The sequence below is a fragment of the Tardiphaga sp. OK245 genome, assembly GCF_900108575.1.
In the GTDB taxonomy this organism is placed as follows: domain Bacteria; phylum Pseudomonadota; class Alphaproteobacteria; order Rhizobiales; family Xanthobacteraceae; genus Tardiphaga; species Tardiphaga robiniae.
Genome location: NZ_FNWZ01000004.1, coordinates 169,858 through 185,906, shown reverse-complemented (window position 1 = coordinate 185,906; position 16,049 = coordinate 169,858). Strand labels below are relative to the sequence as shown.

Genomic DNA, 16,049 nt, shown 5'->3' with positions numbered 1-16,049 from the left:
ACTACCAAAACGATGTCGGAACGTAACATTATGTTAAAAAGGGCCCCGTGGATTGGGCCTACAGCGATGTGATTTGACCCCGTGCGGTCGCCTGCTATCCACAATGATCCGCTCTTGAACCCCTTCTGCCGCCATGGACCCCCGCATGACCACGCGCCGACAGGTGATGAAGCTCGCCGCCTTTGCTGCCAGCCAGACCGCGCTGATGGGCGCGGTGCGTGCCGAGGGCGGTGTCGATCTCGGCGCGGCCGCGTCGGCTGCGCTCCCCTTCGCGCAGCAGACGCCGATGCGTATCGGCGCCGCGGCGCTGCGCGTCCGCGACCTCGGCAAGATGCGGACCTATTACATAGACCTGCTGAAGTTCGACACCATCAGCGCGGACAAGACCGAGGTCGTGCTCGGCGTCGATGGCGTGGCGCTGTTGCATCTGATCCATCGGCCCGATGCGCCACTGGAAGCGCAGACCACCGCCGGGCTTTTTCACACCGCGTTCCTGATGCCGAGCCGTGCCGATTTCGCGCGCTGGCTGGTCCATGCCGCGCTGGCGCGCACGCCGTTCGATGGCTTTGCCGACCATCATGTCAGCGAAGCCTCCTATCTCACCGATCCCGAGGGCAACGGCATCGAGGTCTATTCGGACCGGCCGCCATCGGCGTGGAAATGGACCGGCGACACCGTCACCATGGGGACCGACCAGCTCGACATCGACAACATCGTGGCGCAGACGGACACGACTCGCGATCAGTATCACACCGCGCCGAAGGCGCTGCGTATCGGCCACATGCATCTGCGCGTCGGCGACGTCGCGCGCGGTCGCAGTTTTTATGAGGGGCTGATCGGGATGGAGCCGACGCGGCTCGGGCGGCCGGGTGTCGCCTTTCTGTCGTCAGGTCGCTATCATCACCACATCGGCATCAACACATGGCAGAGCGCGGGCAGCGGTCCGCGCAATGTGCAGGAGACCGGGCTGGCCTGGTTCTCGCTCCGTATTGCCGATGATGCCGTGATGGCCGACCGCAAGCGCCGCCTGGCGGCAGCGGGCCTGTCAGGCGAGTCGATCGCAGATGGCGTTGCGATCGCCGATCCCTGGGGCACTCAGGTGCGGCTCGTGAAAGCGTAACCCCTGGCGGTCGGGTTCGCGACCGTCGCCTGACGGCGCCGCTTCGCGCCCGAAATGACAGCTAACCTCACGCCTCAGCCAATTCGAAATACCGCGGCGCGTCGCGCCAGCCGTGGGCTGCAGCATGGAGCGCCTTGGCGCGATAATCCAGTTCGAGATCGCAGAGCATGCCGCGCATTTCCAGATCGCTCTCCTCGCGGGCGAGGCGGTTGCAATCGTCCGCGCGGTCTCTGAAATAATTTTCTGACATAATCATCGGTATCGTTTTCCATCGGCTTCGATGGAACTTCGCTGTCCGGTTTGGCGAAGACGTGGCGGCATGCCATCAAATACGTGGCAGTTCCCGCTTTTCGCGTCGCGAAAGATTGCGCAGCGATGTTACGGCGCGCCGTTCGCGCCTGCGGTCACGGCGTGCGACACGAGCGCATGGGCATCGGTGATGCCGCCGGCCGCATGGCGCACGATGGTCTCCGCCATCATCGCCTTCGTCGCCGGCGTACGATGCTGCACGGCGATCTGCTGCACAGCGATATCCAGTACCTGGCGCAGCGTGGCCACATAGTTTGCGTCGAACTTCGGTGTCGGGTCGGTTGTCATGCTACACTCCGTCGTCTCGAGCTGCGCGGACCATGCTGGCGCATTGGGGCGTATCTTGGCCCGTGCGATGAAACGTGGATGACGGCTGGTGACATTGTTTTGAAGTGCGGGCGTGAACCTTCACGCGGTGTTGCGCGACATCCCGCCACGCGCAGTACGACTTGCGCATTCGAATAAAACGCAGTGCAAAAATCTTCAGGATTTGTGAAACCGGCGTGACATCGCGTGCACATTCGCGCGATCGATGATGCTGCGGCTTTCTGAATGTGGTGTTTAACTAACGCTCAGTCATTCTTGCGCAGGCTTGCTGCGTGGCACTCGCGCCTAGCGTTCCTGCATGACGCTGAGCGGAATGTTGACCTCGCAACTGAGGCCATCGGGATCGAAGCGCAGGCGTGCTTCGCCCTGCAGTTGCCCGGGCAGCGCCTGTTCGATCAGACGGCTCCCGAAACTCTTCCGTGACGGTTCGATCACCGGCGGTCCGCCACTTTCGATCCAGCGCAGGATGAAGCGCTTCGGCGTATCCTGCGTCGTTGACCACGAGATCGTGACGCGGCCGGCCGGCGTGGACAGCGCGCCATATTTGGTGGCATTGGTGCAGAGCTCGTGGATCACCATTGACAGCGACATGGCAGGCCCGGACGAGATGGCGAGGGTGTCGCCGGTGATCGTGAACTGATCGAGGCTCTTGGATTGGAATGCGCGCACCGCGCTCTCGATCAGCGAACGGCAGCTCGCACCGGTCCAGGTCTCGCGGATCAGGAGATCCTGCGCCACCGCCAGCGCCTGCAGGCGATCGCCGATGGTCTTGGCAGCTTCTTCGAGGCTGCCGGCCGTGCGCAGGCTCTGCGATGTAATGGCCGACACGATGGCAAGGGTGTTCTTGACGCGGTGATGCAGTTCACCGATCACCACTTCCTGCAGCTTGGCCGCGATGGCGAGCGCCTGCGCATCGACGCCAGCCTTCGCGAGCAGTTCCTTGAGATAGTCAGGCTCGTTCTCGATCGAGCGCGGCAAAGGAATGGTCATTCCCCGTAGTAACAGGTTGGCGGAGCGTCGTATATTGCGAAGGTATTGCCAGCTGACCTGCCCATGTGCGTTCGGAACGGGCCACAGGCGACCGGGCTGACTACGGACTGGTGGACGGTCGACCGCTGATCGGGCTTCCGCCGCGAGATTTCCACCATCGAATCAAGCATCCGCGTTGCGCGGCAGTTGCCGTCGGCGCGCAGCCAGCGCACGCGGTCGCCGGCCACGGTCCGGTATTCCGCAAAGAACGGTTCGTCATGTTTGAAACGCGCCGTAGCGCTCCGCTTATGGGCTCGCCGCTTACCTCAGCGAGATGGCGAGGCCCGAGAGATCGGCATTAACCATCAATCCGGTCTGGCGGCCGCTGAGTTCCAGCAGCGCGCCTTTCTCGTTGGTGAGCACGATGGCGCTGACGCCGCGGCCGACGGCAGCCCCCGCGCCGCCTGCGCCATAGACGCCGGCCACATCGCCCGGGCTGTTGATGCGGCTGACGCGGCCGGACAGATAGGTCTGCGACGCGCCGAAGACGAGGCCCGCGCTCAAGCCGCCGATCGACAGCGGATAGGTCCGCCCGCGAAAGGTCAGCGTGCCCGAACCGCCCGACGCGCCGATGAACCAGCCGCCCTTCAGCACATTGATGCGGATCGTGCCGCTATCGGCGAAAGCCGCGGAGGACAGGCTTGCGCCGATCAAGGCGAGGGCGGCGACGAGGGTGGTGCGGAAAAGCGAGCGCGACATGGGGGTGTCCTCCGAGGGATGATTCGTTGGCGCAAGGCGAGGCCGGCACAATCCAGTAAAATGGTTGCGGGGTCCATGGGCCTTCGGCGCTGCGCGGGCGGCGAGGGCGCTGCAATTGACAAATGCAGGCCCGACCAAACACACTCGGCCATGGCCAGGACCGTCCTCTTCCTCTGCACCGGCAACTACTATCGCAGCCGCTATGCGGAAGAACTGTTCAATCACCTGGCGCGCCGTGCCGGTCTGGACTGGGAGGCGACGTCTCACGCCCTGGCCATCGAGCGGGGCAAGGACAATGTCGGCCCGATGGCGCGGCAGACCATCGACGCACTGTCCGTCGATGGCATTGCGCCCCTTGGCGCGTCGCGGATGCCGGCGGTCTGTACGCATGATGCGCTGGAAGCGTCCGATATGGTCGTGGCCGTGAAGGAAGCCGAGCACCGCACCTTGCTGGCGGAGCGCTTTCCGGGCTGGGAAGATCGCGTGACCTATTGGCACGTGCATGACATCGACGTGGCGCCTCCCGACGTCGCGCTGGGCGAGCTGAAAGCGCATGTCGCGCGTCTGGTGCGTGAGCTGGCTGAACCTCCCCATACGAGCCTGATCGCTCCCGCCATGTGGCAACTCGTCGAGCGCCATGTGGGGCAGGTCGGCTATAAAGGCGGCGTCAAGTCCGAAGGACTTGCGTGGGATCCGCCGGTCATCGATTGCTCCGGCTGGGCTGCGCTGCTGCTGTCCAGCGCGATGCAAGCGATGAATGATGCATCCAGAAGCGGCATCTTCAGCGCCGGTGAGATTGCCGGGATTTCGACCTGGTCCGATCGCATGATCGAGGTCATCGAGGCCCGCACCGGGTTTATTCTCGAAGGCGATCGGATCGATCTCGACAGCCTGCCGCGCTTTGCAACGATCGGCTTGCGACAGGGTAGTGGAGCATGGGCCGCGAACCATCCGCGTCCACGCGGGATCACGCATGTGGTCCAGATCGTGCGCCGCCCTCATGACGATGCGCCGTTCGTGACGGAGTCGCAGGGCTGGGCAACGCCCTCTGGTCTCCGGTTGCTGCCGCTGGCGGATTGGCTCGATATCAGCCGCGCGTGGCTCAAATCCGGCGAGGCGTGGGCGGTCGATCCGTTTGCGCCGTGCGTGCATCGCGCGGGCGTGGCGTAAGGCCAACGCCGCGAACCGCGAAGACAGCATCAATTGATGCTGTGAAAGAACCACTTCACCAGCAACACGCCGCTGCCGACCGCCACCACCACGATCCCATAGCCGGTCTGGACGTCGGCCGGCGTGCCGCCAAACGGCCATATCGCGGCAATGGCGATGCCGACGGTGAATGTCAGTATGACGGAAAACAGAATGCCACGCTCTTCCGGCTTTGATGCCAGCGCCTGCATGGTGAATTCCAGAAGGGGACTCGGCTCGGACATCGACATGGCTCCTCGTCCAATATGTCGGCGCGCGCGAAGATCGGGTTCAGGCGTGCTGCTGCCGTCTGGTGCCCTCTGTCTGAGTGAACCTGGTGCGCAGTTATCCCGACTTATCGCCACCGTCCCACGGCCGCATTGGCTAATCACGAGGCCGCTGCCTTGACACCCCTTGAGCAAGTCGATCACCGCATGCGCGTGCTTACCGCACGCATCCATGCGCCCGAGGAGCTGCTGCCGGGGTATCGGCATGTCGATTCCGGCCGTGCGCTGATCGAGCATGACGGGCACTTCCACTACATGTTCGTCGAACGCGGCGAGCGATACGACATGCGGACCACCGACGATCTAGATGAGCTGATGTACTGGACTTTTGAGACCATCACCTCGGCGATGGCCGGAACCTATGAACTCATGCACCGCAATTCCAACGCCGGCGATATTAGGCGCCTGCGTTTTGCGCATCAGCTCGCATTGCTGGGCCGGCTTGATCCTGCATGGGCGGATCGCTGCCGCGCCGGACTCGATGATATCCTCTCGCGGCATCCTTATGTCGACGGGCGTTGATCGACATGCATCGCTCGGAAGCAGGCGTGATGTGAGCAATGGGCGGCGCGACAGGCTTTGTTATGTCGGTCGATCCAAAACAGGCCAATTGTTCTCGTTGGCGGTGTTGCGACGGTCACCGGATGTGACGCTCCGCCAGCCACCAGTAAGCGAGCGCGGCAACGCTTCCGCCGCAGGCCGCTGCGCCGATCAGCCCCCATTCGGTCGGCAGTGAGGAGCCAACGGAGGCGCTGATGCCGAAGAAGCCGCCGCCGGTGATGGCGCCGCCGATCATGCACATCGCGGGCGACATGATCCGGGCCCATCGCGCCAGGAGGATTCCAGGCACGGCGATAAAAACGGCGGCCTTGAACGAACCCGCCACGCCGAAAACGAGAGTCAGCAGAGCCGTCGGGACGACCGCGCCGAGATGCGCGGCGAGTCCATCGGTGGGCCGAAGGCTGAGCTGCAGCAGAATTCCCATGGCCAAAGGCGCGATGACAATCGCCGCGATCAGGCCGACGATCATGCGCCCGATGTCGATCAGGCATCGTGAGACGCGGGACATCGGTGGTGCGGGAATGGGAGACGTCGGAGGCATGACGCTTGGCATGTGCCACTTCCAGACATCAAGCCATGTCAGCGCCGCCCCGTCATATTGCGCTCAATTCTTTCGATACGCGCTTCAGAGCCTTCTGGCCGTCCGGATCGGACGGAGCGAGTCGCGCGTGCATCTTGAAGTCAGCCAATGCCTCTTTCAGACTGCGTTTCATCTCCCGCGCCATGCCGCGGTTGTAATAGGCTTTGGTATCTTTCGGATCGAGCTGGATCGCCTCGTTGAAGTTCGCGATGGCCCGGTCGAAATCGCCTTTGGCGCCCCAGGCGTTGCCGCGGTTGACGTAGGCAGCCCCATGTTTCGGATCGAGCTGGATCGCCTGATCGTAGTCCGCGATGGCCCGATCGAGGTCACCTTTGCCCCTCCAGGCGCTGCCGCGGTTGTAGTAGGCTTCAGCATCTTTCGGATCGAGTTGGATCGCCTGGTCGAAGTCCACGATGGCCCGGTCGAAGTCGCCCTTGGCGCCCCAGGCGCTGCCGCGGTTGGCGTAGGCGTAGCCATATTTCGGATCGAGCCGGATCGCCTGGTTATAGTCTGCGATGGCCCGATCGAATTTTCCGCTGTGGTACCAAGCGTTGCCGCGATTGTTGTAGGCAGACGGATAGGTCGGATCGATCCGCATCGACTCGTTGTAATCCGCCATGGCGTGGGTGAGGTCGCCCTGTGCCCGGTACGCCCCGCCGCGACGCGCATAGACCCGCGCGAGGCTTCGACCCGTGTATTGGTGCGAGTCGATGGTGCGCGTGCACCCCGCGACCGCGAGGTCATCCGACAGCTTTATGCAGGAATCCGACTCGTCTGCGGCGGCCCCTCCCGGCAACCCGGCGAGAAGCACCACGCCCATGCATGCGAACAACCGGTATGTTGAGAAGCGCATCTGCATCGCATGTGGTCTCCTCACCTTGTCCGGAGCAGCCGGGATACCCGACCGCCATTCCCCGGACGCTCATTTGTCCCTTGGTCGGGGTCGCAGATCAAATAGTTCATCAGCGATGATTGGATCCTCGGTTTCCGCTTCGGGGCATTGTTCGGGACCGGAAAGAGCAGCAGATCGAACGGCTTCGGTCCAGCAGCGACGAGTTCGGGCGCCTCGCTTGAGCTCGGGCTGATCGGCGTCCAGGCACTCATTTTTGAATGAAAACTGCACGTCCGCGCGTCGATTGCACAAGAAGCCAAGGAAAACTCAACGGCAATTCAAGGTGCCTACAAGGCTTTCCGGCCCGTATGCGCGCATTCTGGCAGTGCTTTCAGGAGCAAGGCCACGGATGGCCCGAACAATCGGAGGAAAGTCATGAGGATTATCGTCATGGGCGGTACGGGTCTCATCGGACGCACACGAATGCCTGATGCGGGTACACGTCCATGACCAAGCCTCACGATCGTTCGAATGACCCGGCAGCCGCATCTGAGGCGCCCCAGGACACTCCGTCCCATGCCGAGCGGCGTTCTGCCGGTGCGGAGATGTCCCGCGTGCTCGGGACCACACCATTTCATATGGCTTTGGATTCCTCCGGTGCCGGAATCACCCACTGGAAACATGAGCCATTGCACGACGTCGTCGAGCCGATGACCCATCACGTCATCATGGCTTACAACGGTTCGATGCAGCGCATGGAGCGGCGGTCGGGAAGATCGGTTGCGATTGGAACGTTTCGTCCCGGTGTTGTGATCATCATTCCAGAAGGATCAAGCTCCCGATGGGATATTCCGAAACCTGTCGATGTCGTTCAGCTCTATCTTCCGCACAAAATACTCGAGCGCGTTGCCCACGAAGCCGACATCGCCGCTCCCGGCGACCTTCTGGAGCGAACGGCGCATCCCGATCCCATCACATCGCGGTTGCTCATAAGTGCGGCGGACGTCCTGGAGGGCAATGCGGCCCTGGATGCCCTGTTCAGGCAGCAAGTGACGGATCTACTGGCCACGCGCCTGCTGGCTGCGCATACCGGCGCGCCAACCACGTTCCAGCAGACCATGGGCGGGCTGGCGCCGAAGACGCTGCTACGTGCCATCGAACGTTTGCGCTCGGACAGCGATACAGACGTCTCTCTCTCCGCCCTGGCCTCGGATGCCGGCCTGTCGCGTTTTCACTTCTGCCGCGCCTTCAAGGAAAGCACCGGGCTTTCGCCACATGCCTGGTTGCGCCAACACCGGCTTGAGCAGGCCATGAACATGCTGCGCGACACCGACGCATCGGTCGTGTCGGTGGCTGCGGCGCTTGGCTATGCCTCGCAGACGGCCTTCGCAGCGGCGTTCAGGAAGCTGACCGGCGAAAGTCCCAGCGATTGGCGCCGACGGACGCGTTAGCCGCAATCTCTCGACAGGTACGTCAATCGCTCTGGGGCAGTTGCAGATCCGATCAGCTAGATCATCACCGTGCCCACGCCAATAACGGACGGAGACAGACAATGGCCTGGAAGACCTTCGTCGACCCACTTGCAATGATACCGCGACGGAGGGTCGTCACGAGCTCTCTGATATATGGACTTTCACTGACCATTCGACTGACGACATCGACGGGCGAAGAGGCCGAGAAGCCAGCGCAGCCCGCCCAAGACAGCACCCCCTCGTTGTCCATCATCGTGAGCGATGACATCCAGGCTTTGAACGACCGGCCGCTGACGTTCGCACAGCCGATCATCTTTCATCGTGACCGGCCGCTGGTTCCGCGAATCTGCCGCGCCGAATGTGAACGTCCCATGCAACTGGCGTCGATGCTGGACTGTACCCCTCCATAGGGGCTCACCTCGTCGTTTCCCGTCTTCGCGTCATCGTTGATCGCAACAAATTTGCCGCAGGTGAGAAGCGGCGGCGGTGACGCGCGTACTGCCGAGCAACTTAAACCCAAGGAGAACATCACATGCGAATAGTCATCATAGGCGCCGGCTTCGCCGGCATGTACGCCGCATTGTCCGCAGCCCGCCTGCGCGACATCAAGGGCGTCTCGCCCGAAGAGCTCGAGATCGCGCTGGTCGCACCCGAGCCGACACTGGTCATTCGCCCGCGGCTCTATGAGCCGAAGCCCGAAACCTTGACGGCGCCTTTGCTGGACGTCCTCAAGGCCGTCGACGTCGTCTATATCAAAGGCAGCGCCGAGACGATCGACACCGCATCCCGCATCGTGCAGGTCGCGACCGCCAACAATAAGCGACAGTCGCTGTCATACGATCGGCTGGTCGTGGCGACCGGAAGCCGGTTGTTTCGTCCGAATATTCCCGGCCTCGCGGAGCATGGTTTCAGCGTCGACAATCTCGACGATGCGATCGCGCTCGACAAGCATCTGCACGGCCTGGCCGATCGGCCGGCGTCGAGCGGACGCGACACCATCGTCGTAGCCGGCGGCGGCTTCACGGGAATTGAAGCAGCGACCGAAATCCCGGCGCGGCTTCGCACGATCCTCGGCAAGGATGCCAAGCCGCGCGTCATCATTGTCGAACGAAACAGTGCGATCGCCCCCGACATGGGCGAGGGTCCGCGTCCCATCATCGAGGAGGCGCTGCGCAAGCTCGGTGTGGAGACCCGGCTCGGTGCCGGCGTTGCCTCGCTGGATGCATCCGGGATCACACTGTCCGACGGCGAACGTATCGAAACCGAGACCGTGATCTGGGCGGCAGGCATTCGCGCCGCGCCGCTGACCACGCAGATCCCCGCCGAGCGCGACAATTTCGGCCGGCTGCTGGTCGACCGCGATTTGCGCGTACCCTCGGTGCCCGGCGTCTTCGCCACTGGCGATGCCGCCAGAGCGGCCAGCGACGATGTCGGCAACTACGCGCTGATGTCGTGTCAGCATGCGACGCGGATGGGCGCCTTTGCCGGCAACAATGCCGCCGCCGAATTGTTGCGCATGGCGACCAGGCCATATCACCAGAAGGGCTACGTCACCTGCCTCGACCTCGGCGAAGCCGGCGCACTGTTCACGCGCGGCTGGGATCGCAAGGTCGAGATGGTTGGCGACGTCGCCAAGAAGACCAAGAAGGAAATCAACACCGTCTGGATTTATCCGCCGAAGCCCGAGCGTGCCGCCGCTCTCGCCTCGGCCGATCCGGAGCATGTGACCGAAGTCTAGCCGCTCCACACAAGAAAGGACCGTGCTCCATGCCGGAGCGCGGCCAGCTCTCGCAACCGATCAACCAGGAGGACTCACAGATGGCACAGACGATTCAAGCCACTCGGAAAAACACTCAGCAAAATACCCAGCAAAATGCTCAGAAGGAGAAACACATGAACCTTGATACGACATCTGCCCCCGTCAAGTCGGGGCGTAACGAACTGGTCCCCTCGCGCTATGCAGTGAAGATCGGCGACATCGACGTGCTGGTGGTCAGCGATGGCGTGTTGCCACTCCCAACCTCCATGTTGGGACATAACGCAGACCCCGCCGTCCGGGCCGCCTGGATGCGCGACATGTTCCTGCCGCCGGACGCTTTCGACTGGCCGCTGAACGTCGTCGTCGTGCAGAGTGGCGAGCAGACCATTCTTGTCGACGCCGGGTTGGGATTGGACCCGGACCTGCATTTGCCGCGGGCCGGACTACTGATCCAGCGATTGGCCGCTGCCGAGATCGATCTTGCATGCGTCACCGATATCGTGCTGACGCACTTGCATATGGACCATATCGGCGGACTTCTCGTCGAAGGGGTGAAGGATCAACTACGTTCGGATCTGCGGATCCACGTCGCTGCCGCCGAGGTCGAGTTTTGGAAAGCGCCTGATTTCTCTCACACCCAAATGCCGCCGGGATTCCCGGACGCGCTGCGGGCGACCGCCAAGCGGTTCATGGCCGAATATGGAAAGCATTTTCGGACATTCACGGATGAGCACGAACTGGCGCCGGGAGTCATCGTGCGTCGGACCGGCGGCCACACGCCTGGACACAGTGTCGTCCGCCTGGCATCCGGCGGTGACGCACTGACCTTCGCCGGCGACGCCGTGTTCACGGTCGGGTTTGACCAACCCGATTGGCACAACGGTTTCGAGCACGACCCCGAAGAAGCAGCGCGCGTTCGGACCCGTCTGTTGCGGGAGCTGGCGGCAACAGGCGAATTGTTGGTCGCGACCCATCTGCCATTCCCGTCCGCCGGCCACGTGGCGATCGATGGCGACGCGTTTCGCTGGGTTCCGATCTCCTGGGACTACTGATCGTTTGCCGGGTTAGGACCGGGGCGCGCCCTCTTCGCTAATGAGAGCGCGCCCTGGTTTTAGCAGCGCCGATTCAGATGGACTGCAGAGTCGTGGGGCCAAGCCGCGTCATCTTGGCAAGAAGGAGATTGAAAATGCAGAGTGAAAAGGTCGTGATTGTAACGGGCGGCAGCTCCGGCATAGGGAAGGCGGCGGCGCTGCGCTTCGCAAGGGAAGGCAACAAGGTGTTCGTGACGGGTCGTCGCCCAGGCCCTATCGAAGAAACGATTGCCGAGCATGCGAACATAGCCGGCATGGTGGCGGATGCAGCCTCCGCCGAAGATGCCAAGCGCACAATCGCCAAGACGGTCGATCTTTGGGGCAGGGTTGATGCCTTGGTCAACAACGCGGGCGCAGGCGCCATCCTTCCGCTGGCAGACGCGACAGCCGATCGGATCGTGGACATTTTCTCCGTCAATGTGCTCGGCCCAAGTCTCCTCGCCTCTGCTGCTCTTCCTCACCTAAAGGCAACACGGGGCACGATCGTTAATGTCTCGAGCACTTTCGGCCACAAGCCGGTGGCTGGACTGTCTCATTACGCCGCCAGCAAGGCGGCTTTGGAGCATTTGACCCGCTGCTGGGCGCTGGAGCTTGCACCACTCGGCATACGCGTGAACGCCGTGGCGGCGGGGCCTACGGAATCAGGCGCGCTGACTGGCATGATGGGGCTCTCCCTGGAACAGGCTGCGGCAATCAAGGAGCAGGAGCGTGCGCGCATACCGCTCGGGCGGCGCGGCGTTCCTGACGACCTGGCGGAATGGATCGTGAGGCTTTCAAGTCCCGCTTCGGAATGGATGACGGGCCAGGTTGTTGCTGTTGATGGCGGCCTGGGACTGGCTTAGTTGCAGTTGACGTTGCGGGAAAACGTGAGCCAGTCGCAAAAGCGCGACGCTGCTGGCTAGTGTTTTCGAATGATGCATCGATCTGAAGAAAGGCGGTCCGCAATTGGGCAGACCGCCTCCTTTATTCATGGCTTGAACGTGAAGTCCGGCCCGAGCGCGACGTCCGCCGGAATGGGTGGCAGATCGGCGAATAGTTCGGGATGCTTCTTCATGACGTTCAGCATCGGCTTGGCGTCGATGTTCTTGTTGACGTCGAATGTCGCCTTCAGCACGCCCAGCCGCTGAAGCCGGTCCTGCGCGCTCCAGAGTGCCTTGTAGCTATTTGCCGAAAGACGTCGATCAAGTTGCTGGACATTGAATTCCATGGCGGCTTCGGCGATCTCCGGCTTCAGGCCGGGAATCCAGCGGGTGCCGATCTGCGCGGCGGCCTTGGGATTTTTGCGCATCCACTGGTCGGCCTGTGAGGTCGCGGCCAGGAATTTCTCCGTCGATTCCGGATTTTTCTCGACCCAGGACCGAAGCGAGACGACATAGCCGAGATAGGCGATGACATCACCGCCGCGGATCACTTCGAAGGCACCGGGGACGTCCTTCTGCGCGATGATCGGCCACGGATCCCAGCCGGAAAACGCATCGATGCCCTTGGCGAGCAGCGCGACCGTCATATCCGGCGGCGGCGTGTTGACCAGCTGGACGTCGTCGGGCTTGAGCCCGGCCTTTTCCAGCAGTGCCAGGATATAGAGATGGTTGATGGTGCCGAAGGAGGTCGCGATCTTCTTGCCCTTGAGGCTCTTGAGGTCACCCTTGACGATGCCCGATCCCTCACGGGCGATGATCGCCATGGTCGCATCCGAACCGGACTTGGTGGCGCTGCCGCTGTAATTGCCGAGCGCCACGAGATCCATGCCGCGCAACACGGCGCCGATCATCGGAACGCCGACCTGCAGGATCTCGGTCTCGCCAGCCTGCAGCGCATTCAGCGCATCAACGCCGGTTGCGTAGGGGCGCGCAATGGTGACATCGAGACCCTGCTTCTCGAAGTAACCGCGCTCCAGCGCCACCGGGATCGCCAGCATGTCGATGGCGCTGACCATGCCGACATTCAGTTTCGTCAATGTCTGCGATTGTGCGGGCACGCAAGCCAGCATCACGGCGGTTAAGGCCCATAATATGCGTTTCAAAATCAGTCCTCCTCCTTGATTGGCCCCACGCTCGTGACCCAGTAAGGCCGGGCAACCGCGTTGAGGTCCGTTCGTTTCACACCCCTTAGTCCGATGGAATGATCGTCAGCTCCGGCGATCCGCCCATACTTCTGAAACGCCAGAACGTGAAAACGCTCGGGCGTAAACGGCATATCGATCTGGATATTGACCTTGTCGGACGCGCCGGCGAGCTCCTTGGAGATCTTGCCCGGCGCCTCGATGCTCAGCCAGCCCTGAAACGCGGCCCACACGGTGATGACAGCGAGCACCACACGCCCGCGTGTCGAACGAATGACATCTCGCGCGATGCTCATGCGGCCCGCACCATTTGCAGCACCTGCGCCGATAGACGCTTGAACGTTTCATCCTCGATCAGTTGATCCCAGACGCGCGGACGCGGCAGATCGACCTTGATCTGATCGAGCACGCGGCCCTTGGACAGCACGACGACGCGGTTGGCGAGGAACACGGCCTCCGCCACATCGTGTGTGATGAAAATGACGGTCGGCTTGCGCTCCTGCCAGATACGCGTCAGCTCCTCCTGCAGTGTCATGCGGGTCTGCGCATCGACGCTGGCGAACGGCTCGTCCATCAGCAGCACGGCCGGATTGTTGGCCAATGCGCGGACGACGCCGACGCGCTGCTGCATGCCGCCGGACAATTCGTTCGGGTAGCGATCCGCGGCATGCGAGAGACCGGCGAGCGCGAGATATTCCCGAGCAGTGCGGTCGCGCTCGTCCTTTGGTACGCCCCGCATCTTCGGGCCGAAGCCGACATTCTCCAGCACCGTCTTCCACGGGAAGAGGGCGAACGACTGGAAAACAACGCCGCGATCCGGACCCGGTCCCTTGACGAGATTACCGTCAATCAGGATTTCACCGCCCGTATAGGGGATGAAGCCCGCGATCATGTTCAGGATCGTCGTTTTGCCGCAGCCGGAGGGACCGACGACGGAGACGAATTCGCCCTGCTCGACGTCGAGCGAGACGTCCTGGACGGCGGTGACCTGCGATCCCGCATAGGGATCGAAATAGGTCTTGCGAAGATTCTTGAGCGACAACGTTTTCATGACGTAACCAATCCCCACCGCTGGCCCGTTGCGCGCTCGATCGGCGCAAGGATCCAGGCATCGACGATGTACCAAAGAGTGCCGAGAACGATCATGCCGAGCAGGATCTCGACCGTTGAGCCGGCACGACGTGCATCGAACATCATGAATCCGATGCCGCTGGTGCCGACGATGATCTCCACCGCGATCAGCGCGCGCCAGCCATAGCCGAGGCCGTTGCGCAGGCCGGTAATGATATTCGGCAACGCACCGGGCAGCGTCACTTCCCACAATACCCGCATCGGCGACGCGCCGAGGCTCTGCGCCGCACGGGCCAGATCGCGGTGCACCGACTGCACGCCGAGCACGGTGCTCAGCACGATCGGGAACAGCACGGTGTAAACGATGACAAAGGTCATGGTGGTGAGGCCGAAGCCGAACCAGATCAGCAGGATCGGCAGCCATGCAATGTCGCCGATGGCCTGAAAGAACAGCAGCACTGGCCAGCAGATGCGATGCGCGAGGCGGCTGGAGCCGATCAGGATGCCGAGCGGAATGCCCAGCGCGACGCCGATGGCTGCACCGAACAGCAGCCGGATCAGACTGTCCTGCAGATAGTCCGGCAGAATTCCCTTGTAGGTGAGGGAGATGAACGACCGTATCACATCCACCGGCGCCGGGAAGAAGGCGCGCGGAAACATGCCTGAATTGGCGACAATGCTCCAGATCGCCACCACGGGAATAAACGGCACGATGGTCGCGATAATTGGCCACCGATGCGTCGTGCGCACGTAACCGCTCCAGAATTTCAGTGCAATGTTCATGTGCGCCTCACCAGTCCCCATCGCTCGATCGTCGCGCGTTCCAGCGGAACGAGCAGCAACCGGTCGATGAATAGCCACAACACGCCGATGACGATCATGCCGAGCACGATCACTTCGGTGCGATAGAAGTCACGGGCGACGAACAGCATGTAGCCAAGTCCGACATTGGTCGCGATCATCTCCGCCGCGATCAGGCCGCGCCACGCGAAGCCGAGCCCGGTGCGCACGCCTGTCACGATATTGGGGAGCGCACCCGGCAGCAGCACTTCGGTAAGCAAGGCCCATCGTCCGGCACCGAGCGAGGCGGCCGCATTGCGGATCGTCATCGGAATGGTGGAGACACCGAGCAGCGTGTTGTAGGCGACCACAAAGAAGACGGCGTTGAAGATCACGAAGATGATGGCGCCGAAGCCGTAGCCGAACCACAATGTTGCAATCGGTATCCAGGCGATGCCGGCAAGCACCGAGAAGAAGCGAAACAGCGGCGTCAGGAACGCCGAGACCGCAGGGCTCACGCCCATGGCGACGCCAAGCGGAACAGCGACGAGCACGCCGAGAAACGTGCCCAGTCCGACACGCAGCATGCTCGCGCCGATATGGCGGATGAGTGAGCCATCGCCGATCGCGGCAACCGCTGCTTCGGCAACCGAGCCGACCGAGGGGAAAATCCGCGGATTGACATTGAACAGCGGGACCACGATCGCCCAGATGGCGACGAGCACCAGCAAGGGCGCCACGAACAAGGCTGCGCCCACCAGCGAGTTCATGCCGCGCCAGGCGACGCGGGACCGCACTTTTTGACCGGGCGCAACGAGCACGCGACCTCCCTTTGACCAGCGTTCTGGCCGTTTTATTTTTATCTGCGAGGCTCTCGGCTAC

General features: G+C 62.5%; 20 protein-coding genes. 8 read left to right on the top strand and 12 right to left on the bottom strand.

Translation table 11 applies throughout. The features are described 5' to 3' along the window. Nucleotides 1–145: 145 nt before the first annotated feature. A complete protein-coding gene (locus tag BLW80_RS19475; protein WP_093759965.1) occupies nucleotides 146–1,120 on the top strand; it encodes a VOC family protein in 975 nt (324 codons plus the stop codon). 67 nt (nucleotides 1,121–1,187) lie between these two features. On the opposite strand, the gene BLW80_RS19470 is transcribed toward BLW80_RS19475, so the two are convergent. From BLW80_RS19470 to BLW80_RS19455, 4 genes are all read right to left on the bottom strand, one after another. Then, on the bottom strand, nucleotides 1,188–1,376 hold the full coding sequence (locus BLW80_RS19470; protein WP_068731284.1) for a hypothetical protein: 189 nt from the start codon (nucleotides 1,374–1,376) through the stop codon (nucleotides 1,188–1,190). Between the two features lie 122 nt (nucleotides 1,377–1,498). After that, nucleotides 1,499–1,717 carry a hypothetical protein gene (locus tag BLW80_RS19465; RefSeq protein WP_068731389.1) on the bottom strand — a complete coding sequence of 73 codons (219 nt, stop codon included), beginning with the start codon at nucleotides 1,715–1,717 and terminating at the stop codon, nucleotides 1,499–1,501. A gap of 324 nt (nucleotides 1,718–2,041) precedes the next feature. Continuing rightward, nucleotides 2,042–2,746 (bottom strand): sensor histidine kinase, encoded by a 705-nt coding sequence (locus tag BLW80_RS19460; protein WP_093759269.1) that lies wholly within the window; start codon nucleotides 2,744–2,746, stop codon nucleotides 2,042–2,044. 300 nt (nucleotides 2,747–3,046) lie between these two features. Then, nucleotides 3,047–3,484, bottom strand: a complete 438-nt coding sequence (locus tag BLW80_RS19455; RefSeq protein WP_068731288.1) for a lipid-binding SYLF domain-containing protein — start codon at nucleotides 3,482–3,484, stop codon at nucleotides 3,047–3,049. A gap of 150 nt (nucleotides 3,485–3,634) precedes the next feature. On the opposite strand from BLW80_RS19455, the gene BLW80_RS19450 reads away from it, so the two are divergent. Beyond that, nucleotides 3,635–4,654, top strand: a complete 1,020-nt coding sequence (locus BLW80_RS19450; protein ID WP_093759268.1) for an arsenate reductase/protein-tyrosine-phosphatase family protein — start codon at nucleotides 3,635–3,637, stop codon at nucleotides 4,652–4,654. Between the two features lie 29 nt (nucleotides 4,655–4,683). On the opposite strand, the gene BLW80_RS19445 is transcribed toward BLW80_RS19450, so the two are convergent. Further along, the gene (locus BLW80_RS19445) at nucleotides 4,684–4,917 is read right to left on the bottom strand and encodes a hypothetical protein (protein ID WP_139285861.1); all 234 of its coding nucleotides are present in this window, start codon (nucleotides 4,915–4,917) and stop codon (nucleotides 4,684–4,686) included. A 189-nt stretch (nucleotides 4,918–5,106) separates the two neighbouring features. Here BLW80_RS19445 and BLW80_RS19440 point away from each other — a divergent pair, with 189 nt between their 5' ends. Further along, a complete protein-coding gene (locus BLW80_RS19440) occupies nucleotides 5,107–5,481 on the top strand; it encodes an Imm63 family immunity protein (RefSeq protein ID WP_093759266.1) in 375 nt (124 codons plus the stop codon). A gap of 115 nt (nucleotides 5,482–5,596) precedes the next feature. On the opposite strand, the gene BLW80_RS19435 is transcribed toward BLW80_RS19440, so the two are convergent. Together BLW80_RS19435 and BLW80_RS19430 are read right to left on the bottom strand one after the other, a co-directional pair. Then, complete coding sequence (locus BLW80_RS19435; RefSeq protein ID WP_139285860.1) at nucleotides 5,597–6,073, bottom strand: hypothetical protein; 477 nt, start codon at nucleotides 6,071–6,073, stop codon at nucleotides 5,597–5,599. Nucleotides 6,074–6,113: 40 nt separating this feature from the next. Beyond that, complete coding sequence (locus BLW80_RS19430) at nucleotides 6,114–6,959, bottom strand: tetratricopeptide repeat protein (protein ID WP_093759264.1); 846 nt, start codon at nucleotides 6,957–6,959, stop codon at nucleotides 6,114–6,116. 479 nt (nucleotides 6,960–7,438) lie between these two features. Here BLW80_RS19430 and BLW80_RS19425 point away from each other — a divergent pair, with 479 nt between their 5' ends. The 5 genes from BLW80_RS19425 (at nucleotide 7,439) to BLW80_RS19405 (ending at nucleotide 12,096) form a co-directional block, all read left to right on the top strand. Then, nucleotides 7,439–8,383: a helix-turn-helix domain-containing protein gene (locus tag BLW80_RS19425; protein ID WP_093759263.1), complete on the top strand. Its 945-nt coding sequence runs from the start codon at nucleotides 7,439–7,441 to the stop codon at nucleotides 8,381–8,383. 101 nt (nucleotides 8,384–8,484) lie between these two features. Next, entirely contained in the window at nucleotides 8,485–8,814 is a 330-nt protein-coding gene (locus BLW80_RS29950; RefSeq protein WP_139285859.1) for a hypothetical protein, read from the top strand. A 122-nt stretch (nucleotides 8,815–8,936) separates the two neighbouring features. Then, the gene (locus BLW80_RS19415; RefSeq protein ID WP_093759261.1) at nucleotides 8,937–10,142 is read left to right on the top strand and encodes an NAD(P)/FAD-dependent oxidoreductase; all 1,206 of its coding nucleotides are present in this window, start codon (nucleotides 8,937–8,939) and stop codon (nucleotides 10,140–10,142) included. 155 nt (nucleotides 10,143–10,297) lie between these two features. Continuing rightward, nucleotides 10,298–11,215 carry an MBL fold metallo-hydrolase gene (locus BLW80_RS19410; protein WP_093759260.1) on the top strand — a complete coding sequence of 306 codons (918 nt, stop codon included), beginning with the start codon at nucleotides 10,298–10,300 and terminating at the stop codon, nucleotides 11,213–11,215. A gap of 134 nt (nucleotides 11,216–11,349) precedes the next feature. Next, nucleotides 11,350–12,096 carry an SDR family NAD(P)-dependent oxidoreductase gene (locus BLW80_RS19405; RefSeq protein ID WP_093759259.1) on the top strand — a complete coding sequence of 249 codons (747 nt, stop codon included), beginning with the start codon at nucleotides 11,350–11,352 and terminating at the stop codon, nucleotides 12,094–12,096. Between the two features lie 125 nt (nucleotides 12,097–12,221). Here the strand turns inward: BLW80_RS19405 and BLW80_RS19400 are convergent, their stop codons facing one another. Genes BLW80_RS19400 through BLW80_RS19380 form a run of 5 tightly spaced genes read right to left on the bottom strand, consistent with a single transcriptional unit; the run spans nucleotide 12,222 to nucleotide 15,988 of the window. Beyond that, on the bottom strand, nucleotides 12,222–13,277 hold the full coding sequence (locus BLW80_RS19400; protein ID WP_093759258.1) for an ABC transporter substrate-binding protein: 1,056 nt from the start codon (nucleotides 13,275–13,277) through the stop codon (nucleotides 12,222–12,224). Nucleotides 13,278–13,279: 2 nt separating this feature from the next. Next, entirely contained in the window at nucleotides 13,280–13,612 is a 333-nt protein-coding gene (locus BLW80_RS19395; RefSeq protein ID WP_093759257.1) for a hypothetical protein, read from the bottom strand. Further along, complete coding sequence (locus BLW80_RS19390) at nucleotides 13,609–14,367, bottom strand: ABC transporter ATP-binding protein (protein WP_092138834.1); 759 nt, start codon at nucleotides 14,365–14,367, stop codon at nucleotides 13,609–13,611. Before BLW80_RS19390 ends, BLW80_RS19395 begins: the two co-directional genes overlap by 4 nt. Beyond that, entirely contained in the window at nucleotides 14,364–15,170 is an 807-nt protein-coding gene (locus BLW80_RS19385) for an ABC transporter permease (RefSeq protein ID WP_093759256.1), read from the bottom strand. Before BLW80_RS19385 ends, BLW80_RS19390 begins: the two co-directional genes overlap by 4 nt. After that, on the bottom strand, nucleotides 15,167–15,988 hold the full coding sequence (locus tag BLW80_RS19380) for an ABC transporter permease (RefSeq protein ID WP_244528345.1): 822 nt from the start codon (nucleotides 15,986–15,988) through the stop codon (nucleotides 15,167–15,169). Before BLW80_RS19380 ends, BLW80_RS19385 begins: the two co-directional genes overlap by 4 nt. Nucleotides 15,989–16,049 lie beyond the last annotated feature (61 nt).

Bases quoted from the DNA above. Each gene is read 5' to 3' on its own strand.
- BLW80_RS29950 (WP_139285859.1), top strand. From the start codon at position 8,485: ATGGCCTGGAAGACCTTCGTCGACCCACTTGCAATGATACCGCGACGG.
- BLW80_RS19465 (WP_068731389.1), bottom strand. From the start codon at position 1,717: ATGACAACCGACCCGACACCGAAGTTCGACGCAAACTATGTGGCCACG.
- BLW80_RS19460 (WP_093759269.1), bottom strand. From the start codon at position 2,746: ATGACCATTCCTTTGCCGCGCTCGATCGAGAACGAGCCTGACTATCTC.
- BLW80_RS19395 (WP_093759257.1), bottom strand. From the start codon at position 13,612: ATGAGCATCGCGCGAGATGTCATTCGTTCGACACGCGGGCGTGTGGTG.
- BLW80_RS19475 (WP_093759965.1), top strand. From the start codon at position 146: ATGACCACGCGCCGACAGGTGATGAAGCTCGCCGCCTTTGCTGCCAGC.
- BLW80_RS19445 (WP_139285861.1), bottom strand. From the start codon at position 4,917: ATGTCCGAGCCGAGTCCCCTTCTGGAATTCACCATGCAGGCGCTGGCA.
- BLW80_RS19405 (WP_093759259.1), top strand. From the start codon at position 11,350: ATGCAGAGTGAAAAGGTCGTGATTGTAACGGGCGGCAGCTCCGGCATA.
- BLW80_RS19470 (WP_068731284.1), bottom strand. From the start codon at position 1,376: ATGATTATGTCAGAAAATTATTTCAGAGACCGCGCGGACGATTGCAAC.
- BLW80_RS19450 (WP_093759268.1), top strand. From the start codon at position 3,635: ATGGCCAGGACCGTCCTCTTCCTCTGCACCGGCAACTACTATCGCAGC.
- BLW80_RS19440 (WP_093759266.1), top strand. From the start codon at position 5,107: ATGCGCGTGCTTACCGCACGCATCCATGCGCCCGAGGAGCTGCTGCCG.
- BLW80_RS19415 (WP_093759261.1), top strand. From the start codon at position 8,937: ATGCGAATAGTCATCATAGGCGCCGGCTTCGCCGGCATGTACGCCGCA.
- BLW80_RS19430 (WP_093759264.1), bottom strand. From the start codon at position 6,959: ATGCAGATGCGCTTCTCAACATACCGGTTGTTCGCATGCATGGGCGTG.
- BLW80_RS19410 (WP_093759260.1), top strand. From the start codon at position 10,298: ATGAACCTTGATACGACATCTGCCCCCGTCAAGTCGGGGCGTAACGAA.
- BLW80_RS19390 (WP_092138834.1), bottom strand. From the start codon at position 14,367: ATGAAAACGTTGTCGCTCAAGAATCTTCGCAAGACCTATTTCGATCCC.
- BLW80_RS19385 (WP_093759256.1), bottom strand. From the start codon at position 15,170: ATGAACATTGCACTGAAATTCTGGAGCGGTTACGTGCGCACGACGCAT.
- BLW80_RS19435 (WP_139285860.1), bottom strand. From the start codon at position 6,073: ATGCCAAGCGTCATGCCTCCGACGTCTCCCATTCCCGCACCACCGATG.
- BLW80_RS19455 (WP_068731288.1), bottom strand. From the start codon at position 3,484: ATGTCGCGCTCGCTTTTCCGCACCACCCTCGTCGCCGCCCTCGCCTTG.
- BLW80_RS19425 (WP_093759263.1), top strand. From the start codon at position 7,439: ATGACCAAGCCTCACGATCGTTCGAATGACCCGGCAGCCGCATCTGAG.